This is a genomic window from Desulforapulum autotrophicum HRM2 (assembly GCF_000020365.1).
GTDB lineage: Bacteria > Desulfobacterota > Desulfobacteria > Desulfobacterales > Desulfobacteraceae > Desulforapulum > Desulforapulum autotrophicum.
In genome coordinates, this window is record NC_012108.1 from 4718839 (window position 1) to 4731547 (window position 12709).

A 12709-nucleotide genomic window follows, 5' to 3' on the forward strand; every position below is an offset into this window, starting at 1 on the left:
AATGAACACTCACGCAGCCTTTGTGCGCAGGGTTACCTGGGTCGGATTTGGGGCAAATATCATACTCACCTGCATCAAATTTTCAGCAGGCATATTCGGACAAAGCCAGGCCCTGGTGGCAGACGCAGTTCACAGCCTTTCAGACACGATAACAGATCTTGCCGTCATCCTGGGTTCCTTTTTCTGGTCAGAGCCGCCGGACCAGTGCCATCCCTACGGCCACCAGCGCATCGAAACCATAGTGACCATGGCCATTGGATCGGTACTTTTCATGGCAGGGGCAGGGATCGGCTGGCATGCAATTACCACCCTGCACCAAAAATCGGTACCCACACCTTCATCCCTGGCCCTTGGCACCACAGTCATCTCCCTTGTCACAAAGGAAATTCTCTTTCGCTGGACCGACCGGGCCGGGAAAAAAATAAGAAGCACCGCACTGTCCGCCAATGCCTGGCACCACCGCCTGGACGCCATAAGCTCCATCCCTGTCCTGATCGCCCTGGCAGGTGCCATGCTCTTTCCCAGCCTCACCTTTCTTGACAGTGCAGGCGCCCTGGTTGTTTCTGTTTTTATCATCCAGGCGTCAGTCAAAATCATGGTACCTGGATTTGGCGAACTGTTAGAAAAAGGGGCGCCCGAGGAAACACTTGCCGCAATCACGGCCCTTATCATGACCCACCCGGAGGTTATCACAATTCATAAACTCAGGACCCGCTACCTTGGTGCAAACCTATACATTGATTTCCACCTGGTCCTTAACAAACGACTGACCATCCAGAAGGGCCATGATATTGCAGAACGCATCAAGAATGACATCCTCTCAAAGACCCCCGGGGTTGCCGATGCCGTTATCCACGTTGAGCCCGGCAATTTGCCTTAGGAGGCATTGCCCTCTGACGGAGTGACCTTGGTTTTTTCACGGGCTGATTTCGGAACGGTTGTGCCTGACCCGGCATTACCCACCGTGGCTTTTCCAGGAGATTTTGGCCGCTTTGCCGAGGCTTTGGCCGTTTTTTTCACAGGCGTTCTGGCCTTGGCTGTTTTCTTTGCCTTTAAAGGGGGCTTGGTCTTGACTGCAGGTTTGGCCTTGGCTATGGGTTTGGTCTGGGTTATGGGACTGGCCTCTGCTTTGAGCCTGGCCCGAACTGCACTTTCTGCCCTGCTCTTTCCAGTTTCATCCCCCCCGGCCACCCTGGAGTTAGATCCGTCAGGAGACGTCCCAAATTTTTCCCGGTCGTTAAGGGCTTTGTCAAGGTCAAGCTGAAACCGGACCGGTCCCCGGCAATTGTCCTTGCCAAACCGGGTATGAAGGGCACAGGCAGACTCAGGATTTGACCATGAGGTGGCAATGGCCACATGCCCCTTTGGAAACGGGGTTACCTCTGCATCCACATAATCAAGGGGGGCAAGGGCGGTTTCTTTTTCCACAAGATCGTCACTTTCCCCATAGCAGATAAGCCAGGCGATCTTTTTTTCAGCCATCCGCTTGAAATTGAGCTTTCGCCCAAACATGGTGACCGGAAGGGTACCGTCCGGTGTCACAGGCGTATTGTACGACGCAAAACTCATGCGGGTGACAGACATGGGAAGATCGGTACGTTCGTTCCTTAGCCAGTAATTAAGGGCTGCGGCGGTCTTGCTAATCTCCACGGGGTTATTGTTCCTGGAAGAAACCATGGAAAGATCCCGGAGAAACGAGACCATGGGTGCTTCAGCTTCAATACTTTTCAGCTTGTAGACCCACCCCATGAGCTGGCCGTCGGCCACAACATTTCCGTTTTCAAGTGTTTTACTGCCGTAAACAAGGTCGTTAAACCGCGGCGGCAGTTTCTTTAAAAAGCTGCCAAGCCCCTGGCTCCTCGTGCCGTCCATGGGAGACACACAGCTGATAAAGGCATCAACAAGGCCATCAAGCTCGCCGGACAAAAGATTGCACACAGCCGTGTACCCTCCCTGGCAATACCCATTCAAGGTTACAGGGTTCCCATGTTCCGCCATTATTTTTTTGCAGAAATACCTTGTGTCAAGGGCGTCTTCCTCAAGGGTCATGACCTGGAATGCCGGGGTAACATCAATATCCCGCATAATGCGAATATAGGTGGGAATTCCCTGATTGGCAAAACTGTGGGCATAGCTCTTATTCTCGCCTGGCAAAAAGGCGAGGATATTACTGCCAAGTACAAAAGGCGGAATAATCAAGACCGGCTTCATGGAATTGTCCGTGGTCACAGTCTTGTCTGTCGGAACTATTTTGTAAACGATGAATCGGTCTGTTTCGGCAAATTTGGGGTTTTCACCCCGCTCAAAGTGAAATCCGTATTCAGGCTCGATAGCGGCAATGGCCTTGGGCAGGAGTTCTGTTACGTTGGAAACCATCTCAGACTGGCGGGAGATGAAATCGTCAATCTTGTCGCCCGGACAGTTGAACATGGTATTGTACCAGGCGGCGACACATTTTTTAAACTCCCTGGTGTTATAATCGTCAAGGGCACTAAGACTTCCTGTAAAATAGCGGGTCAAGATGTCCATGTTAAACTCAAAGAGCCCCATGTAGGAGTCAAAATTATCAACCGGCGAATTTGTGAGCAGCCGTTCCAGCTCAACCTTGTTAAAATAGTTGCTTGAGATCAAAAGGGGGAGCAGAAATTCCCGGTTGTAATTTGACAATCCTTGAAACAGTTCCTGGGCCATGGTCAACTGATCGGAAAGCGCCTTTGAAGACAAAGCTATTTTTTGGTTAAGGGCATCCATTGAACAGCTATTGAAAGCCCCATCGTCATTGTTCATAATTGTCTCCTATCGGCTGGGTGGGTATGCCGGCAGAAGAATTTCTGCCGGCAGGTATGGGATCAGGATTTTTTTTCAGGCTGGGCAGGAGGTGCTGAAGATTTTGAAGGCTTTGAAGGTGCTGAAGTCTCAAACATCTTCCTTGTCTGGTTTAAGCTTGTATCCATGAACGCTTTATAATCGTCCATGCTCTTTTCACAGGTTTTGGCCCAGAAATCACAAACCTTTTTACCGCTCTCATGGATCCAGGGATTGTTTTCCATGGAGAGGTTCATCAAAACCTGACTCTGGTCCTGGAAGGTTTTAATCAGGCCAAAGGTGTTTTCAAAAACCACCTGCTGAAAATCGACCACCTGCGTAAACGCCTTGTCTGCTTCCATGGGGGTATCCTCCGGTTATTATTTTGTCTCAAAAAAAGAGTCGAAGTTCTTGTATCCGTCGTCAATGGTCTTCTTGAAATCCCCCCTGATCTTTTTGGTAAAATCCATGGTGTTTTCAACGGCCTTTTTACCGTCTGCCGTCATCCAGGGAAGCTGGTTCATAAAGCCCGTGACCATGTTTTCTGTCTGGTCCTGGACAATGCACATGGCGTTAAAACTGTTGTCAAAAAAAGATTTCTGAAATCCAAATACCTGTTTTGCTGCTTTTGCTGTTTCCATGATGATGATTCCTTATCGTTGGTTGTTTGAACAAGACGACATTCAATGCGACACCCCCCATGGAATTTATCCTGAAAAAGCATTATCGCCGAGAATGCAGGGTCGCAGACGCCTTATTAGATATATAAACGTCGGTTGACGAATATCTGGCTCATCTTTGTTCTTTCTATTTTTAATTTGATATGCATCACGATGCATGTCCACCTGTCTGTTGGATTTGATCTTGGTAAAGAATATAACATTGAAAAAAAGCCTGTCAAGGGAAAAATGGTGCACTGCACAAATATTTAAAAAAAAGATTAGGATAGGGCGTTACCCCAACCGGCCCATGGAAATTATAAGGTTGACATGGCCTGCTTTGACCTATATTTTCATACTATCATATCCCAAGGACGAGCAAAGTGAACAATACCATACACATCAAAAAATACCCGAACAGAAGACTCTACGACACAGACAAGAGTGCCTATGTCACCCTCCAGGATGTATCCGGTCTGATCAGCGATGGTCACAGGGTCGAAGTCACCGATGTAAAAACAGGGGAGGATGTCACAGCCTTTATTCTCACCCAGATTATCATGAACAAGGCAAAGGAAGCCAATTCCCTGCTGCCCGTATCCCTCCTTCACCTTGTCATCCGATATGGCGATACCCTTTTACACGACTTTTTCGATACACACCTTGAACAGACCATGGAAAATTACCTGGAATACAGACGATCCATGGATCACCAGCTCCAGACCTACCTTGAAATGGGCATGGATCTATCAACCCTTGCAAAAAAAACGTTCAAAGAAATGGATCCCATGGGGTTTTTCTCATCAACCTTTGGCAACAAGGACGAAAAAAAGTAAGCGCAGCACAACGATATAACCGATCCCTTTAACGGAGACCGCCATGACAAAACAGCAGGACGACGACGCCTTTAACAAGGATTTTATCTCCCCATGGTTGAATCTGGCGGCAGATTTCTGGAAAAATCCGTCAGCAAAGCGTGACCCGCAACATGGACAAGCCCCTGGGACCGACGATGCCCCCCCTGGTGATAAAACCTTTCAGGCATGGCAAAAGGGATTCAACATACTGGCTTCGTTTATGAAACTCATGGGACAACCGGAAAATCAAGAGGCGCTCTCCGACGGCATGACCAGCCTCGGGGAGATGCTGATGCACCTTTCCGGAGACTCGGTTGAAAATACCATGGAATTCCAGGAACAGCTTTTAAAAACCCTCTTGCTCATCGGTCAGCGCACAAAGCCCTACGCCTTTGACGACACGGAACAGAACATATTTGAATCGTTTCGCACCCTCTACGAACAGGAGTTCCAGAAATACCTCTACATCCCCCAGTTTGGACTGCCCAGATTTCACCAGGAAAACCTGGCAAAACTTGCGGACAAGTTCAACGTATTCAACTTCAACCTGTCCGAACTGCTCTATCTTTTTTCCGTCCCCATGGACAAAACCAACCAGGTGATGCAGGATAAGATGGATGCGATGCTTGACAAGGGCATTTTTTTCAACGATACCACCCAGGCCTATGACGAATGGGTCAAGACCCTTGAAGGCCACTACATGATTCTTCTAAAATCCGGGAAATATACCCAGACGCTCAAGAACACCATTGACGCCATGGCCGAATACCGACAGGCCCGGGACGAGGTCATGGGCCAGATACTCAAACAGCTTCCCATTCCCACGAACCGGGAAATGGACGATGTCTACAAGGAACTCTATACGCTCAAGCGGCAGATCAAGGCACTTTCAAAAGAGATATCCCAACTCAAGAAAGAATGACTTCCGCCGGCCGCAAATCCCTTTTGACGTTAAGCCTCTAGGAGCATACCATGCAGACACCCAGAATTCCTGTGGATCTTATCCTGAAGAACCTTTCTGAACAGCAGAAAAAGACCAAAGATCGTATTAAAAAAGGACGGGAGGTTCTGACGGGTGAGCTTGACACCCGGATTGCAAGCACCCCCTATGATATCGTCTATGAGGAGGACAGGGTCAAGCTCAAGCACTACAAGCCGGAAAAGACATCCATCCGCACCCCTTTGCTGGTAACCTACGCCCTGATCAACCGGGAGACCATGCTGGATCTCCAGCCAGCAAGAAGCGTGGTTGAAACCTTTCTCAGGATGGGCATAGAGGTGTTCATGATCGACTGGGGTTATCCCACAAGAAAGGATCAATATCTCACCATCGGCGACCATGTCAACGGCTACATGGACAATATCGTCAATTTTATCATTGCAAAGACCCACGTGCCAAAGATCAACCTCATGGGCATCTGCATGGGCGGAACCTTTTGTGTTATCTATTCGGCCCTCTATCCTGAAAAAATAAAAAACCTTGTGACCACGGTCACGCCGACCAACTTTGACACGGACAAGGGACTGCTCCACATCTGGATGAAAAACACCGGCCCAGAGCATTTGGGCACCACCTACGGTAACATGCCCGGGGATCTGATGAACCTTGGATTCCTGCTGCTCAATCCGGCGAGGCTGATGATCGACAAATATGTGGGACTCTTTAACCACATGGACGACAGGGACTTTGTGGAAAACTTCATTCGCATGGAAAAATGGATCTTTGACAGCCCCGATGTTCCGGCAGCAACCTTCAAGCAATTCATCAACGACCTTTACAAAAACAACCTTCTGATACAGAATCGAATGAAGGTGGACGAAAAAACGATAAACCTTAAAAAAATCACCATGCCGTTGCTCAATTTTTATGGAAAATACGACCACCTGGTTCCCCCTGAAGCCTGTGAACTTCTGACACGAGCCGTTGGATCCACGGACACCGAGGACATCTGTTTTAATACCGGACACATCGGGATCTATGTGAGTTCAAAATGTCAAAAAGAATTTGCACCTAAAATCGTTTCGTGGTTAAAAGCGAGGGATTAATCGTTCATTGACTAATTCATGGAGAGCTAAATGGAAGATATCAACACCAGTTTTAAGACCTTTTGCGAGGCTTATTTTAAGACCTTTTGCGAGATCAGCAGGTCCATGCAGCAAACCTTTGAAATGGAAAAGGTACTTGACCTTATTGTCAACAGCGCCACCCGGGCCATGGCGGCAAAGGCAAGCGCCCTTTTTCTGAAAAGCAACGAGACGGACGAATTCATGCCGGTTGCCCAGACCGGCCTGTCCGACACCTATGTCCATGCGGCACCGACAAGCGCCCGTGCCCAGATCGCGGACATCCTCAAGCAGGGGGGATACCTTGCCATCAAGGACGCCACCCATGACCCCAGGGCAGAAAACCATGACCAGAAAGTGTCAGAAGGAATTGCATCGATGCTCGTGGTACCGGTGATTGCCGATGAAACACCCATTGGAACCCTTTGCCTGTATAATGCAACTCCCAGGGAATTTGTTGAATCCGAAATTCAGTTTTTAAGCGCCCTGGCTGACCAGGGGGGAATGGCCATCCAGAAAGCCCGGTTCATCCGGCGGAAGAAAAATCATTCTGACCTTTTGCTCACCATCACTGAGAATCTGAACTCCACCCTGGACATCAGGCATATTCTCCACATCATGTCGTCTGAAATCGCAGAGGCCTTCAATGTCAAAGGCACTTCGGTGAGGCTGCTTGATGAACAGAGAAAAGAGCTGAAACTCATGTCAAGCTATGGCCTCAGCGAAGCTTACCTGAACAAGGGACCGGTTTCAGCAGACACCCTTGATCTCTCGTTGTCCAGACCCATCCAGCGGATTGGACAGGAAAATGTTGAAGGCATTGACTATTTTGAGGAAAAGAAAAAAGAGGGCATTGTCACCCTGCTCAATCTTCCCATCAAAGTCAAGGAAGAGGTCATCGGTATTTTCAGGATCTACCTGGCCACGGACCGAAAGTTTCCCGAGGATACCGTAAACCTGCTCAGGGCCCTTACACGCCTTGGCGGGCTTGCAATCAACAACGCATCCATGTACCTTCAACTCCAGTCCGACAAGGAAAATTTGGAAAAAGAAATCTGGAGCCATCGTTCCTGGTTTTAAGGGACTCAGAAAAACAACAGGAGAATATCCCATGATTGGAAAAACCATTGAAGAGTTGACCCCTGGGGATTCTGCCGATTTTACAAAAACCGTTTCAGAATCAGATATCTACCTCTATGCCGGCATAACTGGAGATTTTAACCCGGCCCACATTGACCAGGAGTATGCATCCAAAACCTTTTTCAAGGCAAGGATTGCCCATGGCATGCTCTCGGCCGGTTTCATCTCAGCCGTTATTGCCATGAAGCTTCCAGGCCCCGGCACCATCTACCGAGAGCAGCATTTAACATTTCTGGCACCGGTCTACATCAACGACACCATCAAAGCCGTTGTGGAGGTGATGGATATCGACCCTGAAAAAAAGACCGTCACCCTTGCCACCCGCTGTTTCAACCAGGACAACACCCTGGTGCTTGACGGGACCGCAATCGTAAGTCCTCCCCGGAGGAAGGCTTCACCCCATGTCCCAAAAGGTGGATGAAACAGCAACCCACCTACCACAATGTGGCAATTCAATCGTTGACAACAATGAACGTCTCAGATACCCTGCACCATGATATGATGCCAACCTGTAAAAGAAAGAGCGATCATGGAGCAACACCAGTTCAAACAGATCCGGGCAAGGCTTAACAAGACCCAGAAAGAGATGGCCCAGCTCATTGGCACTTCCATAAAGGCAGTTCACAGCTATGAGCAGGGGTGGAGGAAAGTTCCCCACCATGTGGAACGGCAGCTTCTTTTTCTGCTGATGAGACAGGACAAGAAAAACAAAAACAGCCCCCCCTGCTGGGAAATTCTTGACTGCCCGGACGAACTCAAGGAAAAATGTCCTGCCTGGGAGTTTAATTCAGGGGATCTGTGCTGGTTCATCAACGGCACCATCTGTAACGGCAAGGCCCATAAGACCTGGAAAGAAAAGATAGAAGAATGCCGCACCTGCCCCGTCTTTTCCAGATACTTCACCCTTGACCCTGAACCCGACCCGGAAGAATAGTCCCTGCAAGTGCGGCACCTGCGATACCCACCCACGCCATCTTAAGGCAAAGTGCAACGGTCCGGTCATAGATAAGATTTGCAACTCCAGGAAAGGCCTCGTCCCTGTCGTTGAAACTGAACACCACGTTCACATGGACAAAACCGGAATAATCATTGAAATATCAACGCTTGAGCCAAAAACAGATTCTTCTCCCCCAAGGGCCATGCACCGCTGCCTGAGCAGATCCAAACGATCATTACATCCCTTCCCCAGACCCCCTGTGACATTTGATGTAAAATAGGACACAATGGGCCCTGTATATCACCCCCTGAAGTTCATCCATTGATCCAAAAAAGAGGGACGCGTTGCAGGGTATTTGCCCTGGGCACAACGAAATCTGAAACATCTCCGCTGGTGATGCATTGATGGGAGTTTCATATGGACACAGACTGATGCCCCATTCTGACTTCCACAATTAGAGTTGCGGATAAAAAACCTTGCATTTGTCTACAAACGGTGTTGAAACCTATGAAACAATAAGGAGAAATCAATGAACCAATATGAATTTTATCTTGTGGAAAAACGCCCCCCCCTTGCCTGGGTCTTTCTCAACCGGCCTGAAAAGAAAAATGCCATGGGACCTGCCGCCTGGAAGGAATCCGAGGCTGTTTTCAACGATCTTGACAATGATCCTGACATCCGGGCCGTTGTTATTGCAGGCAAGGGACCCAGCTTCTGTGTGGGCATAGACCTCATGGGCATGGTGGGCGAACTTCCAGAACTCATGGACAACGAGCAAAAGGGTGGAATCAAATGGAAACTGCTGCCAAAGATCAAGCATCTCCAGACCGCCATCTCTGCGGTTGAACGTTGCAGAAAACCTGTCATCGCAGCAATCCACGGCCATTGCATCGGCGCAGGCCTTGATCTTGCGACGGCCTGCGATATCAGGATCTGTTCTAAGGATGCCACCTTTTCCCTGCGGGAAGCTGCCGTGGGATTTGTCGCCGACGTTGGGGTCCTCCAGCGCATACCGGCCATTGTGGGCCAGGGCCATGCACGGGAACTTGCCTTTACCGCAAAGGACATTTCGGCCGACAGGGCAAAACAGATCCTTCTTGTTAACCATGTCTATGACACAGAGGAAAACCTGATGGCAAATGCCGCAATTCTTGCCCGGGAAATTGCCGACAACTCTCCCCTTGCCGTCCAGGCATCCAAGGATGTTCTCAACTTCTGCGTTGGTAAAACCGTTCAGGAGGGTCTTGACTATGTTGCCTCCATGAGCGCCAACATCATTCCGTCCAACGATCTCATGGAGGCCCTCACGGCCTTTAGCGAACGACGCAAACCCAAATTCACAGGTGTCTGAAGCCAACCGGGTCTGTGCCGTTGCCAGGCTATAGCTTTTTCAGGAGCTGGTTTGCTGCTGTCAACAACGGATCCCACACCGGACCAAAGGGAGGGGCATAGGCAAAATCGGTCTGGAAAAAACCCTGTACATCCATTCGGTTGTGCAGGGCAACGGCCGGGGCGTTAATTCTGTGGGCAACCCCCTGTTCACCAACCATCTGGACACCCAGAAGCCGCCCGGTGTTCCTGTCGCCTGTCATGGCCGTATAAATGGTTGTGGCGCCCCGCTGGGCATGGGCCTTTGAATTGTTTTTGACAACCACCTCCACCGGGTCAAACCCGGCTGCCACAGCCTCTTTTGGAGACAATCCGGTTCGGGCGATCTCCAGGGCAAAGAGCTTGAAAACAGCCGTTCCCACCACCCCGTCAAGGCGGGTCTCTACACCACAGACATTATCTGCAACGGCCCAACCCGCCCGGTTGGCCCTCAGGGCCAGGGGGATCCAGCACCGCTGCCCGGTGACCACATGGATGGCATCGGCACAATCGCCTGCAGAATAGATGTCCGGATCCGAGGTTCTCAGCTGATCATCCACTGAAATGGAATCAGAAATGCCCGTCTCCAACCCAGCATCCCGGGCAAGCCGGCTGTTGGGTCGAACCCCCGAAGCCACGATCACCATGTCAGCATCAAGGGCCATGGTGTCACATTCTATCCGTAAAGCACCGTTGTGGGAGGTAATGGCGTCAATGGCATGGCCCGGGTGCATGGCAACCCTGTTTTTTGTCAATTCGAGACTGACCGCCTGGACAAGTTCAGGATTCATCCAGGGTAAAAGCCGGGGCCTGGGTTTTACCATGGCAACCTCAATTCCCCTTGCTCTCAAGGCTTCACACATTTCAAGCCCCACATACCCCATGCCGATGATCACCGCTTTTTGTACATTTTTTACACCGATGAAATGTTTTATTCTTCGGCCATGGTCAAGGCTCTTCAGAGGAAAAACCCCCTGAAGATCAAAACCGGGAATGTCGGGCATAACCGGTCCGGCACCCGTTGCAATAAGAAGCTTGTCATAGGCCAGGGTAAAGGGTCTATCATCCGGCCCCATACCCCTTACGATCTTTGCCCCGGGATCAATGGATTCGGCACAATGGCCGAGCTTCAGATCAATGTGATTCTTGTGGATAAAGGTGTCAGCATCCCTTACCACAAGGGCATCAATCCCGGTTTCAGAATCTGCAATGTTATAGGGCATGCCGCAGGCGCTGTAGGAAACATCCATGCCCTGTTCAAGCACCACCACATCAAGATCCGGCGCCCTTCTTTTTGCCTTGCTTGCCGCGCTCATGCCGGCAGCATCACCTCCAATGATCAGAAATCTCATGAAATCTCCTTTTCAAAAACGCTTAAAACTTTTCGTCCCAGTCAAATTCCCGGGAGGTAACTGCATCTTCAAGTCTGAGAATTTTTCTTTCAAGGGTTGTGAACCGGCTATGAATGCTCCTTATGGCAGCTTTCCTCGAGGTCACATAGTTCTCATAGAAATCACCCTCAGCCTCGGAATGGATGGGGGCCACCGGTTCGGGCTTGAGGAGGAAGGCTGCCAGAAAATAAAGCCCCACAACCGGCCAGAATCCGCTGACAAACAGCAGGAAGACCGCAACGGCCCTCACCAGGTGAACTGACAGATCAAACCGATTGGCAATGCCCCTGCACACCCCCATGAGCACACCGCTCCTTGAACGAAACAGGTCTTGGCGCAAACTTGTGAAATTACTGTTCCAGCGGGGGTGACGGCTCCTTGTTCCCGCCCGGCCACGTCCCTGATGATTAAAACGACCTTTTCCCATGGTAACTACACCTCCTTTTTCCGGCGTTCCATGAGAATGGTCTCAAGGGCATCCACCCTCTGTTCCATCCTGGAAAGCCCCTGGTAAATCTCCTGTATCATTCTGGCCTCTTCGTTTTTTTCATCCCGGTTTTCGGGGGAAAGACCGCCTTTTACCATCCGCAGAATCAGTATGATAGCACCACAGACAATGGCCAGAAAGACGAGACCACCGGCAAACATCAGGCCTAGAAAACAAAATCCCTGCATTATTTTCCCCCTTTCCGGTCCCGGAACACGACCAAAACCAGGGCAGGGTGTTGAACATCACCCATGGTCACACCTCCTCTTTTGGGTTGGATCCGGCAGATTTCAACCGCTCAAGTTCCTGCTCAATTTCATCGTCGGTGGCAAGGGATTCAAACGCCTCATCGAGAATTGGCCGGGTTCCAAAGTTGACAAGATCAGCCTCAGCCTCCATGCGGTTGATGCGATTTTCAAAGGCATCAAACCGGGCCAGGGTTTCAGAATTGTCCATGCGCCGGATCTCCTCCTGGGCCTGTCGTTTTTTTCTGGCATGGAGATGACGCTGGACAAGCATCCTTTTTTTCTCCCTTGAGCTTGCAAGCTTTTCCTCAAGCTGCACAATATCCTCCTGGTATTGAGTAACAAGGCGCGAGAGCTCTTCAAGTTCTTCGCCCAGGCTGTCCACAACCTGCCCAAACCGCCTTCGCTCAACAAGGGCCTGCCTTGCAAGGTCATCCCTGGCCCTTGAAACGGCAAGTTCAGCCCGTTTAGCCCAAAGCGCCGTCTTCTCCTCTGCCCGGGCAAGATTCTGCTGGACCCTTTTTCTGCCTGCCATGGTGCCTGCGCAGGCAGATTTAAGCTCCACAAGTGTGTCTTCAATCTCACGGATCATGAGTTTGATTAATTTTTCAGGATCCTCTGCCTTGTCAAGCATGCCATTGATGTTTGAATTTATGATATCCTTAAATCTTGTAAAAATACCCATGGTGTTTCTCCTTTTGTTGGGGGTTTACCCCCCACTACAGCAGGATGCGTGCCATTGCCTTGGGAAATACC

Annotated in this window: 16 protein-coding genes; 8 read left to right on the plus strand and 8 right to left on the minus strand. The window is 50.0% G+C overall.

Going from position 1 to position 12709, the window contains the following annotated elements:
- The first annotated feature begins 1 nt into the window (after position 1).
- Entirely contained in the window at positions 2-880 is an 879-nt protein-coding gene (locus tag HRM2_RS20715; protein WP_015905991.1) for a cation diffusion facilitator family transporter, read from the plus strand.
- Here the strand turns inward: HRM2_RS20715 and HRM2_RS20720 are convergent.
- From HRM2_RS20720 to HRM2_RS20730, 3 genes are all read right to left on the minus strand, one after another.
- Positions 877-2787 (minus strand): metal transporter, encoded by a 1911-nt coding sequence (locus HRM2_RS20720; protein ID WP_015905992.1) that lies wholly within the window; start codon positions 2785-2787, stop codon positions 877-879. The genes HRM2_RS20715 and HRM2_RS20720 overlap by 4 nt on opposite strands.
- 62 nt (positions 2788-2849) lie before the next feature.
- The gene (locus HRM2_RS20725; protein ID WP_015905993.1) at positions 2850-3167 is read right to left on the minus strand and encodes a hypothetical protein; all 318 of its coding nucleotides are present in this window, start codon (positions 3165-3167) and stop codon (positions 2850-2852) included.
- A gap of 18 nt (positions 3168-3185) precedes the next feature.
- Positions 3186-3446, minus strand: coding sequence for a hypothetical protein (locus HRM2_RS20730; protein ID WP_015905994.1), 261 nt, complete (start codon positions 3444-3446; stop codon positions 3186-3188).
- Between the two features lie 401 nt (positions 3447-3847).
- Between HRM2_RS20730 and HRM2_RS20735 the strand changes: the two genes are divergently transcribed.
- From HRM2_RS20735 to HRM2_RS20760, 6 genes are all read left to right on the plus strand, one after another.
- Positions 3848-4300, plus strand: a complete 453-nt coding sequence (locus HRM2_RS20735; protein WP_015905996.1) for a polyhydroxyalkanoate synthesis repressor PhaR — start codon at positions 3848-3850, stop codon at positions 4298-4300.
- Positions 4301-4343: 43 nt separating this feature from the next.
- Positions 4344-5243, plus strand: coding sequence for a poly(R)-hydroxyalkanoic acid synthase subunit PhaE (locus tag HRM2_RS20740; RefSeq protein ID WP_015905997.1), 900 nt, complete (start codon positions 4344-4346; stop codon positions 5241-5243).
- A 50-nt stretch (positions 5244-5293) separates the two neighbouring features.
- On the plus strand, positions 5294-6367 hold the full coding sequence (gene phaC / locus HRM2_RS20745) for a class III poly(R)-hydroxyalkanoic acid synthase subunit PhaC (RefSeq protein ID WP_015905998.1): 1074 nt from the start codon (positions 5294-5296) through the stop codon (positions 6365-6367).
- A gap of 30 nt (positions 6368-6397) precedes the next feature.
- On the plus strand, positions 6398-7465 hold the full coding sequence (locus HRM2_RS20750) for a GAF domain-containing protein (RefSeq protein WP_015905999.1): 1068 nt from the start codon (positions 6398-6400) through the stop codon (positions 7463-7465).
- A gap of 31 nt (positions 7466-7496) precedes the next feature.
- Positions 7497-7946 (plus strand): MaoC family dehydratase, encoded by a 450-nt coding sequence (locus HRM2_RS20755; RefSeq protein WP_015906000.1) that lies wholly within the window; start codon positions 7497-7499, stop codon positions 7944-7946.
- Between the two features lie 108 nt (positions 7947-8054).
- Positions 8055-8459: a helix-turn-helix domain-containing protein gene (locus HRM2_RS20760; RefSeq protein ID WP_015906001.1), complete on the plus strand. Its 405-nt coding sequence runs from the start codon at positions 8055-8057 to the stop codon at positions 8457-8459.
- Between the two features lie 129 nt (positions 8460-8588).
- Here the strand turns inward: HRM2_RS20760 and HRM2_RS27210 are convergent, their stop codons facing one another.
- Positions 8589-8747, minus strand: a complete 159-nt coding sequence (locus HRM2_RS27210) for a hypothetical protein (protein WP_187149294.1) — start codon at positions 8745-8747, stop codon at positions 8589-8591.
- 244 nt (positions 8748-8991) lie between these two features.
- On the opposite strand from HRM2_RS27210, the gene HRM2_RS20765 reads away from it, so the two are divergent.
- A complete protein-coding gene (locus HRM2_RS20765; protein WP_015906003.1) occupies positions 8992-9813 on the plus strand; it encodes a crotonase/enoyl-CoA hydratase family protein in 822 nt (273 codons plus the stop codon).
- 28 nt (positions 9814-9841) lie between these two features.
- Here the strand turns inward: HRM2_RS20765 and HRM2_RS20770 are convergent, their stop codons facing one another.
- The 4 genes from HRM2_RS20770 to HRM2_RS20785 all read right to left on the minus strand — a co-directional run bounded on the left by HRM2_RS20770 (position 9842) and on the right by HRM2_RS20785 (position 12638).
- Complete coding sequence (locus tag HRM2_RS20770; RefSeq protein ID WP_015906004.1) at positions 9842-11182, minus strand: FAD-dependent oxidoreductase; 1341 nt, start codon at positions 11180-11182, stop codon at positions 9842-9844.
- 22 nt (positions 11183-11204) lie between these two features.
- The gene (locus HRM2_RS20775; RefSeq protein ID WP_015906005.1) at positions 11205-11648 is read right to left on the minus strand and encodes a PspC domain-containing protein; all 444 of its coding nucleotides are present in this window, start codon (positions 11646-11648) and stop codon (positions 11205-11207) included.
- A gap of 5 nt (positions 11649-11653) precedes the next feature.
- Positions 11654-11896, minus strand: coding sequence for a phage shock protein PspB (locus HRM2_RS20780; protein WP_015906006.1), 243 nt, complete (start codon positions 11894-11896; stop codon positions 11654-11656).
- A gap of 67 nt (positions 11897-11963) precedes the next feature.
- Positions 11964-12638, minus strand: a complete 675-nt coding sequence (locus HRM2_RS20785) for a PspA/IM30 family protein (protein ID WP_015906007.1) — start codon at positions 12636-12638, stop codon at positions 11964-11966.
- Positions 12639-12709 lie beyond the last annotated feature (71 nt).

Coding starts and splice junctions, on each gene's coding strand:
- phaC (WP_015905998.1), top strand. CDS start 5,294: ATGCAGACACCCAGAATTCCTGTGGATCTTATCCTGAAGAACCTTTCT.
- HRM2_RS20740 (WP_015905997.1), top strand. CDS start 4,344: ATGACAAAACAGCAGGACGACGACGCCTTTAACAAGGATTTTATCTCC.
- HRM2_RS20715 (WP_015905991.1), top strand. CDS start 2: ATGAACACTCACGCAGCCTTTGTGCGCAGGGTTACCTGGGTCGGATTT.
- HRM2_RS20760 (WP_015906001.1), top strand. CDS start 8,055: ATGGAGCAACACCAGTTCAAACAGATCCGGGCAAGGCTTAACAAGACC.
- HRM2_RS20770 (WP_015906004.1), bottom strand. CDS start 11,182: ATGAGATTTCTGATCATTGGAGGTGATGCTGCCGGCATGAGCGCGGCA.
- HRM2_RS20750 (WP_015905999.1), top strand. CDS start 6,398: ATGGAAGATATCAACACCAGTTTTAAGACCTTTTGCGAGGCTTATTTT.
- HRM2_RS20775 (WP_015906005.1), bottom strand. CDS start 11,648: ATGGGAAAAGGTCGTTTTAATCATCAGGGACGTGGCCGGGCGGGAACA.
- HRM2_RS20780 (WP_015906006.1), bottom strand. CDS start 11,896: ATGCAGGGATTTTGTTTTCTAGGCCTGATGTTTGCCGGTGGTCTCGTC.
- HRM2_RS20725 (WP_015905993.1), bottom strand. CDS start 3,167: ATGGAAGCAGACAAGGCGTTTACGCAGGTGGTCGATTTTCAGCAGGTG.
- HRM2_RS20785 (WP_015906007.1), bottom strand. CDS start 12,638: ATGGGTATTTTTACAAGATTTAAGGATATCATAAATTCAAACATCAAT.
- HRM2_RS20730 (WP_015905994.1), bottom strand. CDS start 3,446: ATGGAAACAGCAAAAGCAGCAAAACAGGTATTTGGATTTCAGAAATCT.
- HRM2_RS20755 (WP_015906000.1), top strand. CDS start 7,497: ATGATTGGAAAAACCATTGAAGAGTTGACCCCTGGGGATTCTGCCGAT.
- HRM2_RS20765 (WP_015906003.1), top strand. CDS start 8,992: ATGAACCAATATGAATTTTATCTTGTGGAAAAACGCCCCCCCCTTGCC.
- HRM2_RS20720 (WP_015905992.1), bottom strand. CDS start 2,787: ATGAACAATGACGATGGGGCTTTCAATAGCTGTTCAATGGATGCCCTT.